The sequence below is a fragment of the Streptosporangium sp. NPDC001559 genome, assembly GCF_042893955.1.
Lineage (GTDB): Bacteria > Actinomycetota > Actinomycetes > Streptosporangiales > Streptosporangiaceae > Streptosporangium.
Genome location: NZ_JBIAVG010000028.1, coordinates 50,591 through 71,767 on the forward strand (window position 1 = coordinate 50,591; position 21,177 = coordinate 71,767).

20 protein-coding genes are annotated in these 21,177 nt (G+C 69.9%); 10 read left to right on the forward strand and 10 right to left on the reverse strand.

All coding sequences use genetic code 11. The features are described 5' to 3' along the window. The first annotated feature begins 74 nt into the window (after positions 1-74). A complete protein-coding gene (locus ACFYY8_RS40080) occupies positions 75-2,180 on the forward strand; it encodes a PhoX family protein (protein WP_390050341.1) in 2,106 nt (701 codons plus the stop codon). A gap of 62 nt (positions 2,181-2,242) precedes the next feature. Here the strand turns inward: ACFYY8_RS40080 and ACFYY8_RS40085 are convergent, their stop codons facing one another. Continuing rightward, complete coding sequence (locus tag ACFYY8_RS40085; RefSeq protein WP_390050342.1) at positions 2,243-3,682, reverse strand: DHA2 family efflux MFS transporter permease subunit; 1,440 nt, start codon at positions 3,680-3,682, stop codon at positions 2,243-2,245. Positions 3,683-3,764: 82 nt separating this feature from the next. Here ACFYY8_RS40085 and ACFYY8_RS40090 point away from each other — a divergent pair, with 82 nt between their 5' ends. After that, positions 3,765-4,433 (forward strand): TetR/AcrR family transcriptional regulator, encoded by a 669-nt coding sequence (locus tag ACFYY8_RS40090; RefSeq protein ID WP_390050374.1) that lies wholly within the window; start codon positions 3,765-3,767, stop codon positions 4,431-4,433. Between the two features lie 155 nt (positions 4,434-4,588). After that, complete coding sequence (locus ACFYY8_RS40095; protein ID WP_390050343.1) at positions 4,589-5,530, forward strand: hypothetical protein; 942 nt, start codon at positions 4,589-4,591, stop codon at positions 5,528-5,530. 368 nt (positions 5,531-5,898) lie between these two features. Here the strand turns inward: ACFYY8_RS40095 and ACFYY8_RS40100 are convergent, their stop codons facing one another. Beyond that, complete coding sequence (locus tag ACFYY8_RS40100; RefSeq protein WP_352015243.1) at positions 5,899-6,057, reverse strand: hypothetical protein; 159 nt, start codon at positions 6,055-6,057, stop codon at positions 5,899-5,901. Continuing rightward, a complete protein-coding gene (locus tag ACFYY8_RS40105) occupies positions 6,054-6,440 on the reverse strand; it encodes a hypothetical protein (RefSeq protein WP_390050344.1) in 387 nt (128 codons plus the stop codon). The genes ACFYY8_RS40100 and ACFYY8_RS40105 overlap by 4 nt, the downstream gene beginning before the upstream one ends. A gap of 66 nt (positions 6,441-6,506) precedes the next feature. Between ACFYY8_RS40105 and ACFYY8_RS40110 the strand changes: the two genes are divergently transcribed. Both ACFYY8_RS40110 and ACFYY8_RS40115 read left to right on the forward strand, forming a co-directional pair. Further along, positions 6,507-7,130 (forward strand): TetR/AcrR family transcriptional regulator, encoded by a 624-nt coding sequence (locus tag ACFYY8_RS40110; RefSeq protein WP_390050345.1) that lies wholly within the window; start codon positions 6,507-6,509, stop codon positions 7,128-7,130. A gap of 99 nt (positions 7,131-7,229) precedes the next feature. Next, a complete protein-coding gene (locus tag ACFYY8_RS40115) occupies positions 7,230-7,355 on the forward strand; it encodes a hypothetical protein (RefSeq protein ID WP_390050346.1) in 126 nt (41 codons plus the stop codon). Between the two features lie 97 nt (positions 7,356-7,452). Here the strand turns inward: ACFYY8_RS40115 and purL are convergent, their stop codons facing one another. The 4 genes from purL to purS all read right to left on the reverse strand — a co-directional run bounded on the left by purL (position 7,453) and on the right by purS (position 11,839). Then, on the reverse strand, positions 7,453-9,639 hold the full coding sequence (gene purL, locus ACFYY8_RS40120; protein ID WP_390050375.1) for a phosphoribosylformylglycinamidine synthase subunit PurL: 2,187 nt from the start codon (positions 9,637-9,639) through the stop codon (positions 7,453-7,455). 95 nt (positions 9,640-9,734) lie between these two features. Beyond that, positions 9,735-10,418: a phosphoribosylformylglycinamidine synthase subunit PurQ gene (purQ, locus tag ACFYY8_RS40125; RefSeq protein WP_390050347.1), complete on the reverse strand. Its 684-nt coding sequence runs from the start codon at positions 10,416-10,418 to the stop codon at positions 9,735-9,737. Between the two features lie 173 nt (positions 10,419-10,591). Next, positions 10,592-11,110 (reverse strand): ATP-binding protein, encoded by a 519-nt coding sequence (locus ACFYY8_RS40130; RefSeq protein ID WP_390050348.1) that lies wholly within the window; start codon positions 11,108-11,110, stop codon positions 10,592-10,594. 483 nt (positions 11,111-11,593) lie between these two features. After that, the gene (purS, locus tag ACFYY8_RS40135) at positions 11,594-11,839 is read right to left on the reverse strand and encodes a phosphoribosylformylglycinamidine synthase subunit PurS (protein ID WP_184725185.1); all 246 of its coding nucleotides are present in this window, start codon (positions 11,837-11,839) and stop codon (positions 11,594-11,596) included. 344 nt (positions 11,840-12,183) lie between these two features. On the opposite strand from purS, the gene pdhA reads away from it, so the two are divergent. The 4 genes from pdhA to ACFYY8_RS40155 all read left to right on the forward strand — a co-directional run bounded on the left by pdhA (position 12,184) and on the right by ACFYY8_RS40155 (position 17,983). Beyond that, entirely contained in the window at positions 12,184-13,275 is a 1,092-nt protein-coding gene (gene pdhA, locus ACFYY8_RS40140) for a pyruvate dehydrogenase (acetyl-transferring) E1 component subunit alpha (RefSeq protein ID WP_390050349.1), read from the forward strand. After that, positions 13,272-14,255 carry an alpha-ketoacid dehydrogenase subunit beta gene (locus tag ACFYY8_RS40145; RefSeq protein ID WP_390050350.1) on the forward strand — a complete coding sequence of 328 codons (984 nt, stop codon included), beginning with the start codon at positions 13,272-13,274 and terminating at the stop codon, positions 14,253-14,255. Before pdhA ends, ACFYY8_RS40145 begins: the two co-directional genes overlap by 4 nt. 12 nt (positions 14,256-14,267) lie before the next feature. Continuing rightward, positions 14,268-15,614 carry a dihydrolipoamide acetyltransferase family protein gene (locus tag ACFYY8_RS40150; RefSeq protein WP_390050351.1) on the forward strand — a complete coding sequence of 449 codons (1,347 nt, stop codon included), beginning with the start codon at positions 14,268-14,270 and terminating at the stop codon, positions 15,612-15,614. 461 nt (positions 15,615-16,075) lie between these two features. Beyond that, positions 16,076-17,983, forward strand: a complete 1,908-nt coding sequence (locus ACFYY8_RS40155; protein ID WP_390050352.1) for an ABC transporter ATP-binding protein — start codon at positions 16,076-16,078, stop codon at positions 17,981-17,983. A gap of 109 nt (positions 17,984-18,092) precedes the next feature. Here the strand turns inward: ACFYY8_RS40155 and ACFYY8_RS40160 are convergent, their stop codons facing one another. Beyond that, positions 18,093-18,380, reverse strand: coding sequence for a hypothetical protein (locus ACFYY8_RS40160; RefSeq protein WP_390050353.1), 288 nt, complete (start codon positions 18,378-18,380; stop codon positions 18,093-18,095). A gap of 266 nt (positions 18,381-18,646) precedes the next feature. On the opposite strand from ACFYY8_RS40160, the gene ACFYY8_RS40165 reads away from it, so the two are divergent. Further along, positions 18,647-18,940, forward strand: a complete 294-nt coding sequence (locus ACFYY8_RS40165) for a Dabb family protein (RefSeq protein ID WP_352015231.1) — start codon at positions 18,647-18,649, stop codon at positions 18,938-18,940. On the opposite strand, the gene ACFYY8_RS40170 is transcribed toward ACFYY8_RS40165, so the two are convergent. Beyond that, a complete protein-coding gene (locus ACFYY8_RS40170; protein WP_390050354.1) occupies positions 18,930-20,156 on the reverse strand; it encodes an adenylosuccinate synthetase in 1,227 nt (408 codons plus the stop codon). The two genes, ACFYY8_RS40165 and ACFYY8_RS40170, sit on opposite strands and share 11 nt — an antisense overlap. Before the next feature lie 11 nt (positions 20,157-20,167). Further along, positions 20,168-21,115, reverse strand: a complete 948-nt coding sequence (locus ACFYY8_RS40175; protein ID WP_390050355.1) for a hypothetical protein — start codon at positions 21,113-21,115, stop codon at positions 20,168-20,170. Positions 21,116-21,177: the final 62 nt, after the last annotated feature.

Below are 21,177 nucleotides of genomic sequence, written 5' to 3' on the forward strand. Positions count from 1 at the left end.
GTCGTTCACTCCGGATTCCCCCGGCCCTCGTAACGTCCAGCCGAACCGGTCGCACCACAACTTTGGAGGCCCCCGTGGCGAACGTGTCACCGCGCAGAGCGCTCCCCCTGCTGGCCAGCCCTCACGGGGGTGGACGCAGCGCGCTGACCTGCTGGTTCCGCTGCGGCAACCAGTGCGCTCACGACGTCCAGAACACCAGCGAGAACACCTACTTCGGTGACGTGGTCGCCGAGGTCGTCTCCCGTCGCGGGGTGCTGCGCGCGGGCACCCTCGGCGCGCTCGCGATCGGCGCCGTCGCGACGGGCGCGGCCCCGGCCCTGGCCGCCCCCGGCCCCGATGACGCGGCGCAGGCCTTCCGGCCCGGCCCGGGAGGTCACGGGGGTCATGGGGGTCACGGTGGTGGAAGGCTCACCTTCACCGCGGTCCCGCCGAACACCGACGACAGGGTGACGGTTCCCGAGGGTTACGAGACGGCGCCGGTGGTGCGCTGGGGTGACCCGGTGCTGCCCGACGCGCCCGCCTTCGACTTCGAGAACCAGAGCGCGGACGCGCAGGCCAAGCAGTTCGGCTACAACAACGACTTCGTCACCTTCTTCCCGCTGGGCGGCCACCGTGGCCTGCTCTGGGTCAACCACGAGTACACCGACGAGAACCTGATGTTCCGCGGTTACACCAACGGTGACGCCGCGACCGAGGAGCAGATCAGGATCGCGCTGGCCGCGCACGGCGGCTCGGTGGTCGAGGTCGAGCGGGTCGGCGGGACCGGGCAGTGGCGGCTCGTCACCCGGGGACGCCGCCGCTACAACCGCCGGATCACCGCGCTGACCCCGATGCGCTTCACCGGCCCCGCCGCGGGCGGCGACCTGCTGAAGACCGCGGCCGACCCGGCGGGCACCACCCCGGTCGGCACGCTCAACAACTGCGCCGGTGGCACGACCCCGTGGGGGACGGTGCTGAGCGGCGAGGAGAACTTCAACCAGTACTTCGTCAACGGCAACGGCGTCCCCGAGGCCCAGAAGCCCTACCTCTCCCGGTACGGCGTGAGCCCCACGACCGGCATTCCCGCGGGCAACCGCAGGTTCGACCGGGTCGAGGAGCGTTTCGACCTGGCCAAGCATCCCAACGAGGTCAACAGGTTCGGGTGGATCGTGGAGATCGACCCGTTCGACCCCACCTCGACCCCGATCAAGCGCACCGCCCTGGGCAGGCTCGCCCACGAGGGCGCGACGACCACCCTGGCCAGGGACGGCCGGGTCGTGGCCTACATGGGGGACGACTCCCGGTTCGAGTACGTCTACAAGTTCGTCTCGAAGGGGCGCTACATCCCCGGCTTCGACCGGCACAACCGGACGCTGCTCGACGAGGGCACGCTGTACGTCGCGAAGTTCACCGGGGACAGCCCGGCCAAGGAGATCGACGGCAGCGGCAAGCTGCCCTCAGACGGGAGCTTCGACGGCTCCGGGCAGTGGATCCCGCTGGTGACCGGCGGCATCTCGCACGTGCCCGGCATGACGGCCCAGGAGGTCCTCGTCTACACCCGGTCCGCGGCGGACAAGGTCGGCGCGACCAAGATGGACCGTCCCGAGGATGTGGAGCGCAACCCGGTCACCGGCGGCGTCTACGTGGCGCTGACCAACAACACCAACCGGACCCCCGCGCAGGTGGACGAGGCCAACCCGCGTCCCGCCAACAAGCACGGCCACATCCTGGAGATCACGGAGCGGCGCGACGACGCGGGCGCCACGACCTTCTCCTGGTCGCTGCCGCTGGTCTGCGGTGACCCGAACGACCCGGCGACCTACTTCGCCGGATTCGACAAGACGAAGGTCTCGCCGATCTCCTGCCCGGACAACGTCGCCTTCGACGGCGACGGCAACCTGTGGATCTCCACCGACGGCAACCAGCTCGGCGCCCACGACGGGCTGTTCGTCATGCCGGTCCGCGGTTCCGAGCGCGGCCACCTCAAGCAGTTCCTGAGCGTCCCGGTCGGCGCGGAGACCTGCGGTCCCCTGGTCAGTCCCGACCAGCGCAGTGTCTTCACGGCCGTCCAGCATCCCGGGGAGACCAACGGTGCCACCCCGGAGGCGCCGAGCAGCCACTGGCCGGACGGGGGCAACAGCCAGCCCCGCCCCGCCGTGGTGGTCACCTGGCACAGGAGGGGCGGGAAGATCGGCTCCTGACCCGATGATCCCGGTGCCGCCCGCGCCCCTCTGGGCGGGGCCGCGGGCGGCACCGTACTTCCTCATCCCTGTGCCATCGCCGGTACGGCCTCCGCGGGCCTGTCCCCGTCCTGCCCCGAGCGGGACCGGCGCAGGGAGAACAGGCTGACCGGCACCCCGACCAGCACGATGAGCGCCGCGATCACCAGGGTCGTCCGGTAGGCGTCGAGGAAGGCCGTCAGCGGGGCTGCGCCGTCCGCGAGGAACGCCGTCTGCCTGCCGTTCAGGATGGCTCCGAGAATCGTGACGCCGAGCAGGCCGAAGACCTCCCGGGAGACGTTCAGCACGCCTGCGGCGATTCCGGCGCGGTCCGCGGGGAGCATGCCCAGGACGACCGTGGTGACCGGGACGAGCAGGCCGCCGCCGAGGCCGTACAGCAGGAACCACGGCAGCAGGTCGCCGAAGGTGCCGCCCTCGCCGACGAAGGAGATCCCGAAGATCGCCCCGGCCATGACGAGGAGTCCGGCCGCCACGGTCGGCGCGGTGCCGATCATCTGGCTGATCCGGGCGGACAGGGCGGCGGACACCGCCATCACCAGGGCCATCGGCACGAAGGAGGCCCCGGCCTCAAGGGGGGAGAAGCCCAGCGCGTTCTGCAGGTAGAGCGCGGTGAAGAAGTAGATCCCGAACACGCCGAACGCCCACAGCCCGATCGAGAGCATGCCGCCGCTGACCACCCGTGACCTGAACACCGACAGGTCGATCATCGGCTCCTGGCTCCGGCGCTCGACGACGACGAACGCGATCGCGAAGGCGACGGCCAGTCCGAACGCGCCGAGGATCTCCGGTGAGGTCCAACCGGCCCGGCCGCCCTCGATGAGTCCGTAGGTCAGGGCGAACATCGCCAGGCTCGACGTGGCCAGGCCGGGGACGTCCAGGTTGTGCCGTACGCGGCCGTCGGGGGTGTCCCTGATCGCCCAGAGGGTCAGGCCGACGGTCACCAGCCCGACGGGCACGTTGATCAGGTAGATCCAGCCCCACCGCCAGTTCTCACTGATGAAACCGCCGGTCAGCGGCCCGAGGGCCAGGGCGAGCGCGCCGACGGAGCTCCACAGGCCGATGGCGGTCGCGCGTTCCCTGGCGTCGGGGAAGACCGACCTGATCAGGGCGAGCGCGGTCGGGGTCAACAGGGCGGCGCCGACACCCTGGGCCGCTCTGGCGGCGATCAGGAGGCCGCCGGTGGTGGCCAGTCCGGCGGCGAGGGAGGCAAGGGTGAAGACGCTCAGCCCGATCACGAAGATCCTTCGTCGGCCGAGGATGTCGGCCAGTCGCCCTCCGGCCAGCATCAGTCCGGCGAACACCAGGATGTAGCTGCTGACGATCCACTCAAGTCCGGACAGGCTCAGCCCGAGGTCCCGCTGGATCGTCGGCAGCGCGACGTTCACCACGTTGTTGTCGAGATAGGTCATGAACGTCCCGAGCGAGATCGCTCCCAACGCCCACCACCGGCGGTCAGTCGTCACATCAACTCCTATACGGCGTACTTATACGTTGTACATGTACATCGCATAGTTGAGCTTGTACGGCGTATAGTTGTCAACCGTGATGGGAAAACTGACCCGGGACGCCGTCATCGACCAGGCGCTGCGCATCGGTGACGCCGAAGGACTCCAGGCGGTCACGATCAGGCGGCTCGCCCAGGACCTGGGTGTCACTCCCATGGCCCTGTACTGGCATTTCAAGAACAAGGAGCAGCTGACCGTCGGTATGGGCGACCACCTGATGCGCGGCTTCGCGACCCAGGAGGACGCCACGGGGCCGTGGAACGAGCGGCTGCGCGGCCTCGTCGCGGACCTGGTCGGCGTCCTGCGACGGCACACGTGCGCCGCCTCCGTGCTTGAGGAGGTGGACCAGATGGAGGTGCCGAGCTTCCTACGGGTGTGGGACACCGCGCTCGGCCTGATCAACCAGGCCGGGTTCACCTACGAGGAGAGCTGTCTGGTCGCCAGATACCTCCTGAAGGGCGCGATCGCCCTCGCCGGAGGGGAGGCGCGCGACCGGCGCCGTCCGTCGGACCCCGAGGCGGCCGAGGCCAAGCGGATCAAACGGCTCAACCTGCAGTCGCTGCCGCGCGAGTCCTACCCGCACATCGTGGAGATGGCCACCCCGCTCGTCGACGGCTGCTCGGCCGAGGTCTACGACACCTTCGGGGTCGACCTGCTGATCGGCGGCGTCGAGATCATGGCGGCCCGCCGTACGGCGCGGCCGTCGTGAGGTGGTCCCGCGCTCCTGGCCTGGCGTTCGGTACGGCGAGGCGGGAGCGATGCGAAAACGTGATGATTAACGTGACAACGAATGGAACGGTCTAAGCGTGTCCTAAATGACCCCTTCCAACACACCAGTAACTGGTGTAGCAGAGAGGAAGCCCTGTGGCTTTCAAGGTGCCGGGCGCCCGCACGCTTAGTGTCGTGGCCGTCGGAGTGCTGGCCGGAACCATGCTCACCGTGGGCGGCAGCGCCGTCGCAGCGACGGCCGGTTCCGAGATTCACGCCTGTGTGAACAAGAAGACGCGTTACGCGCGCATCGTGAACCCGTCCGCCGTGTGCAGGTCCACCGAGATCCGGGTGACCTGGGGTGACGGCAACAACGTCAGCCAGGGCATCGCCAGCTCCGGCCCTCGTGGCGCCCAGGGCGCACCGGGCAAGGACGGCGCTCAGGGCCCGGCCGGTCCGCAGGGCCCCAAGGGTGACCAGGGTCTCCAGGGCAAGCAGGGCCCGGTCGGCCCGCAGGGCCCCAAGGGCGCCGAGGGCCCGCAGGGCGCTCCCGGCAAGGACGGTGCGGACGGCAAGCCCGGTGCTCAGGGCCCCAAGGGCGAGCAGGGCCCTCAGGGCACCCCCGGCAAGGATGGCGAGAACGGTAAGGACGGCACGGACGGCAAGCCCGGTGCCCAGGGCCCCAAGGGCGAGAAGGGCGAGCAGGGCCCCCAGGGATTCCGTGGTCGGGACGGTCGGAACGGCGAGGACGGCAAGGACGGCAGGCCCGGTGCCCCGGGCGCCAAGGGTGAGCAGGGCGAGCGTGGCCCCGCGGGCCCGCAGGGCCCCAAGGGTGAGAAGGGCGACCCCGGCTCCGGCGGCGCCGGCACCCTGAACACCTACAGCACCGAGGTCTCCTTCGGTAATGGTCAGCCTGTCACCAAGACCATTACCTGCACCTCGGGCAAGGCCACCGGGGGCGGCTTCAGCATCAGCAGCGGAAGTGGTTCGGCCCAGATCTACGCGAGCGCTCCCAACGCCAGCAGCGGCGCCCCGACTGGCTGGACCGTCACCGGCAAGAACGCCAGCGGCACCATCTATGTGATCTGCCTCTCCTGATCCAGGAGAGCTCGACGGGAAGGGCTCCGCGTAGCGGATGCGGAAGGCCCTTCCTCGGCCCCCGCCGTACGAATGGCAGGGCCAGGTGGGTCGCGTGAGGACGGAGTCGGGACACCCGGCCTCACGCGACTCACGGACAGAAGAGGGTGCGACCCGCACCCCGCGCAGGACCAGGAAGGTCCCTCCCCGGCCGCACTCCGGGAGGGACCTTTCTCGTTCCCGCCCCCGGACGGCCCCCGCGCCCGGAAAGCCTCACGCCCGGAAAGCCCTGCGCCTGGGAAAACCTCCGTGTCCGGGAACGCTCCGCGCCCAGAAGGCCTCGGCTCCTGGAAGGCCCCCTACTCGCGAGCGCCCCCGTGCCTCGCGTGTCATCGGTCGCGGTCGCGGGGACCGCTTCTTCCGGCCATCCGCCAGATGATCACCATGCCCACCGCGAGGACGACCAGGGCGACGGCCACGATGATCCCCTTGACGATGAAGTCGTGCAGCAGGTGGTCGAGCAGCTCCGAGCCCCCGTCTCCGCTCACCGGCCGTCCCTCCCGTACCGCTCGTCCTCGAAGCGCCGGCCGTCCTCGAAGCGCCGGCCGTCCTCGAAGGGCCGGTCGTCCCGAAGGCGTTGGTCGTCGTCGGAGGGCCGGTCGTTCCTGGGGTGTCGCCCGTCATCCAGGTAGCGGGCCGCGAATCGGACGGCCTCACCGGCGAGCCGTCCACGGGAACCTCCCCGCCCGGGTCGTGCGGCGGCGCGGGTTTCGAGATAGCCGGCGGCGGCCTCGGCGTATCGGCGGGCCTGGGCGCCTCTGCCCCGGCGCTTGAGCGTGACGGCGACGCCGAACGCGATCAGGGCGACCACCACGAGCCCTCCCACGATCAGGCCGAATCTGACGAGCATCAGGGTCAGCACCGTTTGCACGGCTCCTCCTTCGATTTATCACAGGTGTGATAAATCGAAGGTATCACAGGTGTGATAAAAAGAAGCGTGCCCAAGCAGGTCGATCCGGTCGCCCGTCGTGCCGACGTCGTGGACGCGCTGTTCAGAGTCGTCTTCAAGGACGGCCTGCAGGCGGCGTCCCTGCGCGCGGTCGCGGACGAGGCGGGGCTGAACATCGGCTCCCTGCGGCACTACTTCGCCAACCAGCAGGAGCTGATGGGCTTCGCCATGCGGTCCATGCTCGACCGGGTCGAGGGGCGGCTGCTGCGCCGTATCGACGAGGTGGGGGACCTGGAGGCTCTCACCGGAGAACAGCGGCGTCGGCTCTCCCTGGACCTGCTCGCCGAACTGCTGCCCCTGGACGAGACCCGCCGCGCCGAGGTCGCGGTCTTCGTCGACTTCGTCACCGCGGCCAGGACCCATCCCGCGATCGACGCCGGTCTCGCCCGTGAGGCCGCGGTGGGGGTGCGGGCCCTCGTCCGGCGTATTCTCCGGCGCGCGATGGACACCGAGACCCTGCGGCCCGGGCTGGACCTCGACGTCGAGACCGAACGGCTGAGCTCCCTGCTCGACGGCCTCAGCCTGAACACCGTCCTGTATCCGGACCTGCTCTCGCCCGAGGCCTGCCTCGATGTCCTACGGACCCATTTGGATGGCCTCGTCCGGCAGTGACCCGCAGGGGAGCGGATTGTCTCTCCCCGGACACGAAGGGCGAGGTTACAGTCACGGTGAGTACGTCATGCCGGGAGCCCCGCGAGAAGGGAAACCTCCATGGGAAAACACGAGGGCAAGCCCGTTGAGGAGAAGGACTTCGTACCGTCGCTGACCAGGCAGCAGACAGAGACCCGGACCAGGCCGGGCAGGCACGAGAAACCGGAGCCGGAGCAGGAACGGTGACCGGTACGGCGGGTTCCCGGCCACGGGGGCGCGGGGGACCGTGAGAAACGCCGTCGGGGGGCACGGCCCGTGAGCCGTACCCCCCGACGGGGATGGATCAGCCGAAGATGGCCGGGAGGGTCGAGGTGTGGGTCTCCCGCAGCTCGGTGGCCGGGATCTCCAGGACGTTCTCCACGACCAGCGCCTCTCCGCCGGTGAGGCCCAGGCACTGACAGGGCACGTCGTTGGCGGCGCACAGCTCGGCGAAGGCCTCGAACGACTCCGGGGCGACCGTCACCAGCGCGCGAGCGGACGACTCACTGAACAGGGCGACGAAGGCGTCGTCGTCCGGCAGGGTGACCGTCGCGCCGACCCCCTGGGCGAGGACCGACTCGGCCAGGGCGATGGCCAGACCGCCGTCGGACAGGTCGTGGGAGCCGGTCAGCAGGCCGCGTGAGGCGGCCTCGGTGAGGACCAGGGCGAGGGCGCGCTCGGCCTCCAGGTCGGCCTTCGGCGGCAGGCCGCCCAGGTGACCGTGGACCACGTGCGCCCACTCGGAGCCGCCGAACTCCTCCTCGGTCTCGCCGAGCAGCAGGACCTTCTGGCCGGGGGCGGTGAAGCCGCTGCGGACCCGGTTCGCCACGTCGTCGATCACACCGAGCACGCCGACGACCGGGGTCGGGTGGATCGCGGTGGAGCCCGTCTGGTTGTAGAAGGAGACGTTTCCGCCGGTCACCGGCACCCCGAGGGCCTTGCAGGCGTCGGCGAGACCCCGGGTGGCCTCGGCGAACTGCCACATGACCTCGGGGTCCTCAGGGGAGCCGAAGTTGAGGCAGTTGGTCACCGCGAGCGGGGTCGCCCCGGTCACCGCGACGTTGCGGTAGGCCTCGGCCAGCGCGAGCTGCGCGCCCGCGTACGGGTCGAGCCTGGCGTAGCGGCCGTTGCCGTCCGTGGCGAGCGCGATGCCCCTGGTCGTCTCCTCGGCACCGGGCATGACCTCGCTGATGCGCAGCACCCCGGCGTCGGCGGGCTGGGCCAGCACGGTGTTGCCCCGGACGTAGCGGTCGTACTGGGAGGTGACCCACTCCTTCGAGGCCAGGTTCGGCGAGCCGAGCAGCCGCAGCAGCGCGGCGCGCAGGTCCTCGGAACGGGCCAGGCGGGAGGGGACGTCGGCGTTCAGGGAGGCCTGCCCGGCGGGCTCGTGGAAGGGCCGCTCGTAGACGGGGCCCTCGTCGGCCGCGGTGCCCGGCGGGATGTCCACGATGGTCTCGCCGTGCCAGGTCATCACGAGGCGTCCGCCGTCGGTGACCTCGCCGATCACGGTCGCCGGGATGTCCCACTTGGCGCAGATCGCCATGAAGGCATCGATGTCGTCGGGGGTGACGACCGCCATCATGCGTTCCTGCGACTCGCTCATCAGGATCTCCTCGGGCCGCAGCGACGGATCGCGCAGCGGGACGAGGTCCAGCCTGACGTCCATGCCGCCGGTGCCCTTGGCCGCGAGCTCGGTGGTCGCGCACGAGACACCGGCCGCGCCGAGGTCCTGGATGCCCACGACGACGTCAGCCTGGTACAGCTCAAGGCAGCACTCGATCAGAAGCTTCTCCATGAACGGGTCGCCGACCTGGACGCTGGGGCGCTTGGCCTGCGACTCGTCCTCGAAGGTGGCCGAGGCCAGGACGGAGGCGCCGCCGATGCCGTCGGGGCCGGTCAGCGCGCCGAAGAGCACGACCTTGTTGCCCGGTCCTGGAGCGGTGGCCAGCTTGATCTGGTCCTTGCGGAGCAGGCCGACGCACAGCGCGTTGACCAGCGGGTTGCCGATGTAGCAGGGGTCGAAGACGACCTCGCCGCCGATGTTGGGCAGCCCGAGGCAGTTGCCGTAGTGGCTGATGCCCTCGACCACGCCGGGCAGCACCCGCCGCGTGTCGTGGGCGTCGGCGCCGCCGAAGCGCAGGGCGTCCATGACCGCGATCGGCCTGGCGCCCATCGACATGATGTCGCGCACGATGCCGCCGACACCGGTCGCCGCGCCCTGGTGCGGTTCGACGTAGGACGGGTGGTTGTGCGACTCGATCTTGAAGGTGGCCGCCCAGCCGTCGCCGACGTCCACGACGCCGGCGTTCTCCCCCATGCCGACCAGCAGGGCCTCCGACTTGGGGGCCTTGGTGCCGAACTGGCGCAGGTGCACCTTGGAGGACTTGTAGGAGCAGTGCTCGCTCCACATGACGCTGTAGATGGCCAGCTCGGAGCTGGTCGGCCTGCGGCCGAGGATCTCGCGGACCCGCTCGTACTCGTCGAGCTTCATGCCCAGCTCGGCGTACGGCTGCCGCTCGTCGGGGGTGTCCTGGGCCCGCTTGACGGTGTCCAGAACCGCCTCGGGGCGCGGGGTCTCGTGCTCGCTCACAGGTTCACCAGCTTCTTCAGGATGGAGGTGAAGAATTCCCGGCCGTCGGTGCTCGGGGCGCCGGTGAGGTCCTCGACCGCGTGCTCGGGGTGCGGCATGAGACCGACGACGTTGCCCGCCTCGTTCCTGATGCCCGCGATGTCGTTCAGCGAGCCGTTCGGGTTGCCCCCGGCGTAGCGGAAGACGACCTGCCCGTTGGCCTCAAGGGCGTCGAGGGTCTCCTGGTCGGCCACGTAACGGCCCTCGCCGTGCTTGATCGGCAGCACGATCTCCTGGCCCTCGGTGAAGTCGGAGGTCCAGGGGGTCGCGGTGCTCTCGACCCGGATGCCCTGGTCACGGCAGATGTAGTGCAGCCCCGCGTTGCGCATCAGCGCACCGGGCAGCAGGTGGGCCTCGCAGAGGATCTGGAAGCCGTTGCAGGTGCCCAGAACGGGAAGCCCGGCCCTGGCCGCCGGGATCAGCTCCTCCATCAGGGGCGCGAACCTGGAGATGGCCCCGCACCGGAGGTAGTCCCCGTAGGAGAACCCACCGGGTAGGAAGACCGCGTCCACTCCCTTGAGATCAGGGTCGGCGTGCCACAGCGGAACGGCCTCGCCGCCCGCGTGACGTACGGCACGCGCCGCGTCCTGATCGTCAAGAGTCCCGGGAAAAGTGACGACGCCCACGCGGGCAGCACTCATGACAGCGTTCCCCTCCACAAACGAGCGCCGCGCCGGCGTCTCTCACGGTGGACAGCGGTCTGCGGCGGTGCGCCCAGGCTATCCGTTCCCGACAAGCGGGTCACACGCGCAGGCCGCCAGGCCGTACGGCATGGCCTTCTCGCTCCTGTGACCTGGTGAAACTGTGGGATCTCTCACACCGCGGCGAGGACGCGGTCCTCGCGGGGCAGCCCGACGCGCACGCGGTTGTCACACATGAGCCCCTCGCGCATGAGGCCCTCGCACGCGAGGCTCTCGCGCAGCAGGAGGGCGTCGTCGTCCCAGTCGAGGTGCTTGCGCAGGTGGACGGTCGTGCCCCGGCCCGGCGTGACGCCGAAGGAGATCTCGTCGACCACGGCCTGCATGATCAGGATGCCCCGGCCGTTCTCCGTGTCGCCCGGAGGGTAGTGCTCGGGGAGCCGGACCAGGCCCTGACCCCTGTCGATGATCTGGACGTCACAACGGCCGTAGCCGATCGCGACCTCGACCTCGTAGCGGTTGGCCGGACCCCCATGACGTACGGCGTTGGCGCACGCCTCGGTGACCGCGAGCAGGATGTCGGACACGCAGCTTTCGGTGACGCCGAGTGAGCGAAGCGAGTCGCCAAGGGCTCTGCGGACCATCGGTATGCCGACGGCCTCTCTCGGCAGAGCCAGCGAGAACTCGATATCCACCGGATCCCCTTCCCGGGCCAGACGTCACCCTGTCAAGGTTTCCCCGCGGAATCCGGGCTAACCGCAAAATAACCTTAATGTTATTTAGTGTTGGTCAAGCTGTGGGATTACCGCAGGTCCAGAAAGTGATCTACCTGGGCGTAAGGGATCTACCCCTGAGATAAGGGACGTTCCGGGATCTTACGTGGATCTCCGCCGTGCAGACCGCAGTCCAGGCCCTGTCTTCGACGCCCGGTGGCCTCCGGTAGGCGCGCCGACCGACCGATGACGGCCACCCCGAACCCGCGGCGCCGAAGGGTTCGGGTTACCGGCCCTCAGCGTGAGGAGTGTCGGCTTGGGCGCGTCGGTGTCTGGACTGAGGAACGCGGGAGCGAAGCGACGGAGTGACGAGGGAAGACACCGACTCAGAGGCGCCCAGGCCCGCGACGCCGCCAGGCGGCGCAAAGGAACACAACCCGCGCCGCCGCCGGGCGGCGCAAAGGCCTAGGACTCGGCGGTGACCGTGTAGTCCTCGATGACGGTGTTGGCCAGCAGGGTCTCGGCCATCTTCCTGACCTCGGCCAGGGCGGCCTCGTCGGCGGGGCCGTCGATCTCGACCTCGAACCGCTTGCCCTGCCGTACCGCGGAGACGCCGGAGAAGCCGAGCCGCGGCAGCGCGCGGGCGATGGCCTGGCCCTGCGCGTCGAGAATCTCGGGCTTCAGCATGACGTCGACGATGACGCGCGCCACGGTGTTCCTCCTGGTCGCTGCGGGGACGGTTAGGCGCCTCAAGAGTAACGGGCTCCGCCGGACGTTTGGTCCCGGGTCCCGGTGAGCGCGAGACGGGCACGTTCCACACGGCGAATCGGTCCGTGCGCCGGGGGAGCGGTCCATGCGAGGGTGAGAGGGGTGATCCGGCGGGAACAAGGGGCGGGATGGATGTCGAGGCAGGTCTTGCGCACAGGTATGTGACCTCTGCCACGATGTCCACAAACGCATACGAACCACCACCAGTCGGATCGGATGCGCTGCTAACCGGCCGGACAGTGGTGGTGAACCCACCTCCCAAGGCCCTGAGCACACAGGAGTGGCACGTGACAGCCGAGGCCCCTCGTGGTGCGCAAGCACCTGCGGAGCTCGTCCAGTTGCTGACCCCGGAAGGGGAACGGGTCGAGCATCCCGACTACGACATCGACCTGACCCCGGAGGAGATCCGCGGCCTCTACCGGGACCTGGTCCTGGTGCGCCGCGTCGACCTGGAAGCGGTCGCCCTGCAGCGCCAGGGCGAACTCGGCCTGTGGGCCTCCCTGCTCGGCCAGGAGGCCGCGCAGATCGGCTCCGGGCGGGCGCTCGCCGCGACGGACATGGTCTTCCCCACCTACCGTGAGCACGGTGTCGCCTGGTGCAGGGGGGTCGACCCGGTCAACCTCCTGGGCATGTTCCGCGGGGTCAACCACGGCGGCTGGGACCCGGCTGAGCACAACTTCCACCTCTACACGATCGTCATCGGCAGCCAGACCCTGCACGCCGTCGGCTACGCCATGGGCGTGCAGCGCGACGGCGCGGAGAACGCGACGCTGGTCTACTTCGGCGACGGCGCCACCTCCCAGGGCGACGTGAACGAGTCGTTCATCTGGGCGTCGGTCTTCAACGCCCCCGTGGTCTTCTTCTGCCAGAACAACCAGTGGGCCATCTCGGAGCCGCTGGAGAAGCAGACCCGCATCCCGCTGTACCGCAGGGCCAGCGGTTTCGGCTTCCCCGGTGTCCGGGTGGACGGCAACGACGTCCTCGCCTGCCTGGCGGTCACCCGCAAGGCCCTGGCCGACGTGCGTTCCGGCCAGGGACCCACCCTCATCGAGGCCTTCACCTACCGGATGGGCGCCCACACCACCTCCGACGACCCGACCCGCTACCGCGTGGCCAGCGAGCTCGAGGCGTGGAAGCTCAAGGACCCGATCGAGCGGGTCCGCGCCTACATGTTCAAGAGCGAGATCGCCGACCAGGAGTTCTTCGACGCGATCGACGCCGAGGCCGACGAGCTGGGCAAGGACGTCCGCAGGCGTTGTCTGGCCCTGCCGGACCCCGAGCCACTGGCGATCTTCGACCATGTGTACGCGGAGCCGCACCGGCTGATGGAGGAGGAGCGCGCGGAGTTCGCCGCCTACCTGGAGGGGTTCGAGGGATGACGAGTCTCACGCTGGCCAAGGCCCTCAACGAGGGCATGCGCAAGGCCATGGAGGACGACCCCAAGGTTCTGATCATGGGTGAGGACGTCGGCAAGCTCGGCGGTGTCTTCCGCGTCACGGACGGCCTGCAGAAGGACTTCGGCGAGCAGCGGGTCATCGACACCCCGCTGGCCGAGTCCGGCATCATCGGCACGGCGATCGGACTCGCGCTCAGGGGTTACCGCCCGGTCTGCGAGATCCAGTTCGACGGCTTCGTCTTCCCGGCGGCCGACCAGATCATCACCCAGCTCGCCAAGATGCCGCTGCGCTCACTGGGCAAGCTGAAGCTGCCGGTCGTGGTGCGCATCCCCTGTGGCGGCGGCATCGGCGCGGTCGAGCACCACAGCGAGTCGCCGGAGGCCTACTTCACCCACACCGGGGGCCTGCGGGTCGTGGCCTGCTCCAACCCCGTCGACGGCTACACCATGATCCAGCAGGCGATCAGGAGCGACGACCCGGTCGTCTTCTTCGAGCCCAAACGGCGCTACTGGGAGAAGGCAGAGGTGGACACCGCCTCCTCCGCCGCCGACTGGACCCCCTTCGACCAGGCCCGGGTCGTACGGCAGGGCAGCGACGTGACGCTGCTGGCCTACGGCCCGATGGTGAAGACCTGCCTTGAGGTCGCGACGGCGGCAGAGGAGGACGGCAGGTCCGTCGAGGTGGTCGACCTGCGCTCGCTCAACCCGCTCGACGTCGACCGGGTCGTGGAGTCGGTGAGCCGTACCGGGCGGTGCGTCGTGGTCCACGAGGCGCCCATCTACAACGGGTTCGGCGCCGAGATCGCCGCCAGGGTCACCGAGAGGTGTTTCTACAACCTGGAGGCCCCGGTGCTGCGCGTCGGCGGGCCCTCGACCCCCTACCCGCCCTCAAGGCTGGAGGACCACTACCTTCCGGATCTGGACCGGGTCCTCGAAGCCGTCGACCGCGTGTTCGCGTTCTAGAGGGGAGACGACGTGAAGGAGTTCAAGCTCCCCGACGTGGGGGAGGGCCTGCTTGAGGCCGAGATCGTCCGCTGGCACGTCAAGCCCGGCGACCCGGTCAAGGTCAACCAGATCATCGTGGAGATCGAGACGGCCAAGGCCATCGTCGAGCTGCCCTCGCCGTACGAGGGGGTGATCGCCGCGCTGCTGGCCGAGGAGGGGCAGACCGTCGACGTCGGCAAGCCGATCATCACCGTCGACGACGGCTCGGGTCCTCCGGAGACCCCGGCCGAGACCCCCGCGGAGGACATGGTCCCCACGATCCCCAAGCCGGAGCGGCAGCCCGTGCTGGTCGGCTACGGCGTCAAGCCGGGTACGGCCAAGCGCAGGCCCCGCAAGTCCACCGCTCCGGCGGCTCCGGCCCCTGTTTCGGCCCCGGCCTCGGCTCCAACCCCGGCCCCGGCTCCGGCGGTGGTCGAGGCTCCGGTACGGCCGGCTGAGCCTGTCGCCGCGCGGGGCGCTGTGCTGGCCAAGCCTCCGGTGCGCAAGCTCGCCAAGGACCTCGGCGTCGACCTGGGCACGCTCACCGGGACGGGCCCGAACGGGAGCATCACCCGGGAGGACGTCCACGCCGCGGTCGCCGGGCCTGGGCGGGGCGCGACGGCCGTGGCGCAGGGACCCGACGAGGAGCGCATCCCCATCAAGGGGGTGCGCAGGGCGACCGCGCAGGCCATGGTGTCCTCGGCGTTCACCGCGCCGCACGTCACCGAGTTCCTCCAGGTGGACGTGACCGGGACGATGGAGGCCGTCAGGCGGCTGCGGCTGCTCGACGACTTCGCCGAGGTCAAGGTCTCGCCGCTGCTGCTGGTGGCCAAGGCGATGCTGGTCGCGGCCCGTCGCTACCCGATGGTCAACTCCTCCTGGGACGAGGCGAACCAGGAGATCGTGGTCAAGCACCGGGTGAACCTGGGCATCGCCGCGGCGACCCCGCGCGGCCTGATCGTGCCCAACGTCAAGGACGCCCACGCGCTGTCGCTGCCCGACCTCGCCCGTGCCCTGGGGGCGCTGGTCGAGACCGCGCGGGCGGGCCGTACCCAGCCCGCGGACATGTCGGGCGGCACGATCACGATCACGAACGTGGGCGTGTTCGGGGTGGACGCCGGGACCCCGATCCTCAACCCGGGTGAGTCGGCGATCCTGGCCTTCGGGCAGATCAGGGACCTGCCCTGGGTGGTCGACGGGCAGATCGTGCCCAGGAAGGTGTGCACGCTCGCGCTGTCGTTCGACCACCGGATCGTGGACGGCGAACTGGGCTCGCTCTTCCTGCGCGACGTGGGCGCCATGCTGGAGGACCCGCTGCGCATGCTCGCCTGGGGCTGAGTCCCGCACCGGCCCGACGGGCCCGTCCCCTCACGGGGCGGGCCCGTCTCCTTTTACCCGGCGTTTGCGGGACCGGCGTTTCCGTGGCCTTTCCCGGGGTGTTTCGATTGATGTGCGAAGCCCGCTGGCCGATTCGCGGCGACCGGGTTCCCGTGCGAGTCGATGACCTTTCTGTGAACGCGATGTTCCCCTTCTCCCCGCTTTCGGGGAAGGTGCTTTGCCGTACGGCGTGCTCCGTGGGGGCGGTTTGACCTGCGCTGACGTTCCCTTGAGGTGGCCGGTGGTGCGTCAGGGGATGTCATGACATATCCGGTTAAAACGTTATCCATTCATCGTGGATTTAGTGGTTAATGCATATATCGGTGCTAGTGTCGTGATTTGGAGATTCGCGAAAGGTTCCACCAGAAGGGAAAGCCAATGAGACTCGAAAAGCTCTTCCCGGCCGGCGGTGCCCCGCTCGCGTGGGGCGGCTGCCGACGCCGTCGCTGCGGATGCGGTGGACGGGGCTGGCGCCGTGGTGGCTGGGGCTGGGGCGGCTGGTGGTGGTAGTTCCCTCAGCGACGAACCGGCGGGTAACCCGCCGGTTCTCCTTTTCCACCCCCGCACGTCCTCCGGACGATCCCCCACCGGCCCCTTTCGTCTCCATCAGGGAGGCCTTCTCGCGGTTCTGGCCGCACACCCGGGGGTTCCGCAGATTGTTCGTGGCCGGGGTGCTGCTGGCGATCGTCGCGGCCCTCTGCGAGATCGGGGCGATCCGGCTCTTCGGCCGCATCACCGACGAGGTCCTCGCGGGGCGGAACCTGGACGCCTTCTGGGAGCCCGCCTCCGTCTGGCTCGGCCTGATGGTCGTCGCCGGGCTGGCCTCCTTCCTCGGTTCCTACGCCACCGCCGTCGGCGGCGAACGCTTCCTGCTGCGCCTGCGGGACCGGGTGTTCGCGCACATGCAGACCCTGACCCCCGACTTCTTCGACCGGCGCAGGCTCGGCGACCTGATGGCCAGGCTCACCGACGACGTCGAGGCCATCGAGGAACTGGTCGGCTCCGGTGTGGTCAGGATCCTCACGACGACCGTCAGCGTGTTCTTCTTCGCCGGGGCCGCCCTGCTGACCCGCTGGGACCTGGCGCTGGTGACGTTCGCGATGGTTCCGGCGTTCCTGGTCGCCTCCAAGCTCTTCGCCTCGCGCCTCAGGACGGCCGCCGCGCGTGAGCGGCTCAGCAACGGCGTCATGAACGGCGTCATCGAGGAGGGCCTGGCCAACCAGGCGCTGGTGCAGGCCTTCAACCGGCAGGGCACCGAGGCGCGGAGGCTGCACACCCAGGGGCGCGCCTGGATGGGGGCCAACGTGACCCAGGCCAGGCTCTCCGCGCTGTACGGGCCGGTCGTCCAGATCATCGAGACCGTCTGCCTGCTCGTCGTCATCGGGGTCGGCGCGTGGGAGATCATGGCGGGCCGCCTCACGATCGGCGGGCTGCTCGCCTTCGCGGCCTACCTCGCCTACCTCTACCCGGCGGTCCAGGGGCTCGGGCAACTCGCGCTGACCGTCTCCCAGGCCGCGGCGGGTTCCGACCGGGTGATCGAGGTCCTGCGGATCCGGCCCCGGGTCACCGATTCCGCCGGGGCCGTACCGCCCGCCGCGCCTCCACGGGGACGGATCGACTTCGCCGACGTCGGCTTCACCTATCCGGGCAGGTCGACTCCCACGCTGCGGCACCTGACCTTCCACGCGGAACCGGGCGAACTGGTCGTGTGCGTCGGCCCGAGCGGCGTGGGCAAGTCGACCGTGGCCAAACTCCTGCTGCGCTTCCACGACCCGGCCGAGGGGCGTGTCCTGCTCGACGGCGTGGACATCAGGGACATTCCTCGTACGGCGCTGCGTGAGGCCGTGACCGTCCTGCAACAGGAGAACCTGCTCTTCTCCGGCACCATACGGGACAACATCGCCTACGGCCGTCCCGGCTGCGGGATGGACGAGATCGTCAGGGCCGCCGTCATGGCCGGGGCGCATGAGTTCGTCGAACGGCTCCCGGCGAGGTACGACACCCAGGTCGGGCAGCGGGGGCGGCTGCTGTCCGGCGGCCAGCGTCAGCGCCTGGCCATCGCCAGGGCGATCCTGCGCGACGCCCCGGTGCTCGTTCTCGACGAGCCGATGACCGGCCTGGACCCGGAGACCGCCGCCCGGGTCATGGAGCCGCTCGGCCGTCTCATGGCGGGCCGTACGACCATTCTGCTCACCCATGACCTGCGGTTCGTCCCCGGGACGGCCCGCACGGTCGTGCTCGGTGCCGCTCCGGGACGGACGCGGACCAGGTTCGGCCGTACGGCATGGCGAACCCGCCCCCGGATGGGGACGGGTTCACTCAGGGGCTGACCGGTCCTTTCATTCCCGAATTCCGGCGAGGCCGAGGGAGGCCACCGGTTCACGCGAGACGTTTCCCGGTGGGTTCCCTAAGCCGGAACGGAACGAAACGCGACCGCCGTCACCATCCCCAGTCGTCGTCCCATCCCCAGTTGCTCCACCGCCAGCCGCCGCGCCATCCGCAGCCGCCTCGCCAGCCACAGCGACTCCGCCACCCGCAACCGCACCGGCAGCAACGCCGCCGGCAGCAGCCCGAGGTGAGGAAACCGGCCGAGACGGACGTCTGGACGGCCGGGACCGCCGCTGTGGGCGTGGTTGTGGCCTCCGCCGGACCGGCGATGAGGACTCCGGCGAGGAGCCCCGCGCCCATGGTGCTCGCGAAGAGCGAGGCAGCAGTCTTCGATCCCATGCGATCCTCCGGTTTCACGGGAAGACGGTTTCGCCTTCCTGGGCTCGAACACCCCAAACATCGCAGGAGACGCACCTACCACGACACCACAAAGCACTTATAGTTTGGCAAAGGCGCACAGATCTATATAAATAAGAAATAAATGGCATATATCAGGGCATTTCGGGCGAGGGAGGTCGCCGCGCCGAATACCGCCGGACGCCCCGCGCTCGTCCCGCGTAAAAGGCGGCCGTACGCTTACTGGGCATCCGACCGAAGGGGAGATCATGTTCCGTCATGTCGTGCTGTTCACCTGGGCCGAGGGGACGACCGAGGAGCAGAAGGCGACGGTCAAGACCGAGCTTCGCAGGCTGACGGAGATCATCCCGGAGATCCGCGCCTACACGCTGGGGGCCGACGCGGGTGTGAACCCCGGCAATCACGAGTTCGCCATCGTCGCGGACTTCGACAACGCCGACGACTTCCTGGTCTACCGGGACCACCCGGAGCACCAGGCGGTGATCGCCAAGCACATCAAGCCCATCGTGGCCTCCCGGGCCGCCGTGCAGTTCACGATCTGACCCGCGCGCGTTTGTCGGCCGAGGTCGGGCCCCAGGAGCCGAGCCACACCGGCACTCCGAGGGCCTCCTCGACCGCCCCCGGCCAGTCGTCGACACCGTCCACGTAGTGGGGACGGGCCCGCAGCAGCCGTTCCGTCAGCCTCGCCTGCCCGTCGAGGTCGCCCGCCGTACCCACGGGCGGCTCACCGATGTCGTAGGAGACGCACATCCGCGAGACCGGCACGTCCAGGTGGGTGAGCGCGAGCGCGTCCGCCCCGCCGGTGACCGCCAGCGCGTAGCGGTGCGCGACCGCGTCGAAGTGCCCGACCCTGAACGGCCCCTGCCACGGCCCCGTCCCGTTGTGCCGCTCGGGCACCCGCAGCGTCCGGTCCTCGGTGACCAGGGGCCCGGGACCGTGCCTGGGCGTGTGGGAACGCAGCACCCCGAGCCGTACGGCACCCGCCCCGCCGAGCAGTTCGAGGGCGTTCGCGAAGGTCGTCGTGCTCCAGGTCGTGTACGGGTGGAAGCCGTGCCACTCGTCGAGCAGCACACCCTGGGCCCCCTCGAAGACGACCGGCCCCTCGCGCAGCAGGGCCGCGAGCCGCGCGGGGCCGGTGAGGGTCACCCGCTCGGCGAACGCCCGGTAGGCCGCGACGCAGTCCTCGACCGGGGGAAGCTCCGTCGCCACCGGCCCGGCCACCCACCAGGTCTCCTCGACCTCCCGGCGCAGCGCGCGCAGCTTGCGGGCCAGTCGTACCGGGGCGGCGCAGTCACCCACGGTCGGCGCGAGGCCCGGATGCGCCAGGGCGTAGGAGACGGTCTCCCCGACGCCCATCCCGCACGACCCGTGCCGGTCCTCACCGCGCGCCAGCTCCCTGGCCCGCCCGGCCGCCACGTGGTACGGCGTCGCGAGCAGGGCGTCCCGGTCCACGGTGAGCAGCCCGAACGGGTCGGGCACCCCGAGGCGGGCCAGGTTCGCCGCCTCGGAGGCCAGGGCGAGCGGGTCCACGATCGTGAAGCGTGACAGATGGGTCGGCACGCCCCGGAACGTCCCCGCGCCGAACTGGGCGAAGGTGTGGTGCCGCCCGTCGGGCAGGACGACGTTGTGCGCCGCCTGCCCGCCGCCGTTGAAGCGGACGACCGCCCGCACCGGCTCCTGCGAGCAGAGCCAGTCCACGACGGTCCCCTTGCCCGCGTCGCCGTACCCGAGGTCGGCGACGATCACGTGTTCGCGCACGCCCGTACCTCTCACAGCCGGATCACGCCGCTGGCGCCCGGCTCCTCGGGCACCGCGAGCGTCCGCCGGTCGAGGCGGGCCAGCGCCCTGCCCACGGCCTGGCCGGCCTCGGAGCCCATCTCGTCGAGGTCGTCCAGTCCCTCGTCCAGGTCGATGGCGTCCTCGCCGAGGCCGACGGTGAGCGCGATGGTCTCGCAGACCGCGTCCAGGTCGTCCAGTTCGAGAACGTTCTGGCCGAGCAGGTCGCGCCAGGCGGTCAGCACCTGGCCGTCCCCGGCGTAGCTCGCCCCGGCGGGCAGGATGTAGTAGACGTGGTAGGCCCTGGTCAGCTCGGCGACGATGTCCTTCGTCGTGATGTCCCGCAGCGGGGAGTCGCCGATCACCTGGCGGATCTGACGGCGGCTGACCTTCGGGTAGGGCAGTTCGTCGCCGATGATGAACAGGTAGCCCTTGCGCCCGCGCTTCTCGAAGCAGTCGATCGAGGTGTGCCTGGCCATGAAGTACATCGCCAGTTCGTAGGACTCGGTCTTCTGGCCGCCGCCCCCGCCTTCGAGCAGGATCTTGCCGAGGTCCTCGTCCATCCGGTTGTCGGACTCGAACTGGCCGATCTGGAGGGGGGCGCGGTCGCAGGTCGCGTCGCCGATCGCGCCGAAGAGGATCTGCGGGTCGGCGGCGTAGCCCTTGCGCATCAGCAGGCCCAGCAGGTCGGGCAGCTTGGTCTGGAGCGTACGGGGGACCCCGCCCATCGAGCCGGTCACGTCGAACAGGACGGCGATGGCGAGGCTGTCGGGGTGCTCGTCGGAGTCGCGGCTCTCGCGGGCGGCGACGCCGTACGGGTCGAGGTCCTCGTGCGTGGCGCGCGCGCCGCTGTCGCTGTAGGCGAAGGCGCTGGTGCCCTTGGCGGCGCGGTAGCTCGCGGCGGCGGAGTAGACGTCGGTCGACCAGATTCCGCTTCCCATGTGGGTCCCCTTGGTTGTTCTCAGATTGAGTTAATCTCATTATGAGAATAACGATGGGCCGC

Excerpts from the sequence above, each read along its gene's own strand:
- ACFYY8_RS40145 (WP_390050350.1), top strand. The coding sequence starts at position 13,272 with ATGACGAGTCTCACGCTGGCCAAGGCCCTCAACGAGGGCATGCGCAAG.
- ACFYY8_RS40090 (WP_390050374.1), top strand. The coding sequence starts at position 3,765 with ATGGGAAAACTGACCCGGGACGCCGTCATCGACCAGGCGCTGCGCATC.
- ACFYY8_RS40160 (WP_390050353.1), bottom strand. The coding sequence starts at position 18,380 with ATGGGATCGAAGACTGCTGCCTCGCTCTTCGCGAGCACCATGGGCGCG.
- ACFYY8_RS40115 (WP_390050346.1), top strand. The coding sequence starts at position 7,230 with ATGGGAAAACACGAGGGCAAGCCCGTTGAGGAGAAGGACTTCGTACCG.
- ACFYY8_RS40165 (WP_352015231.1), top strand. The coding sequence starts at position 18,647 with ATGTTCCGTCATGTCGTGCTGTTCACCTGGGCCGAGGGGACGACCGAG.
- ACFYY8_RS40175 (WP_390050355.1), bottom strand. The coding sequence starts at position 21,115 with ATGGGAAGCGGAATCTGGTCGACCGACGTCTACTCCGCCGCCGCGAGC.
- purQ (WP_390050347.1), bottom strand. The coding sequence starts at position 10,418 with ATGAGTGCTGCCCGCGTGGGCGTCGTCACTTTTCCCGGGACTCTTGAC.
- purL (WP_390050375.1), bottom strand. The coding sequence starts at position 9,639 with ATGAAGCTCGACGAGTACGAGCGGGTCCGCGAGATCCTCGGCCGCAGG.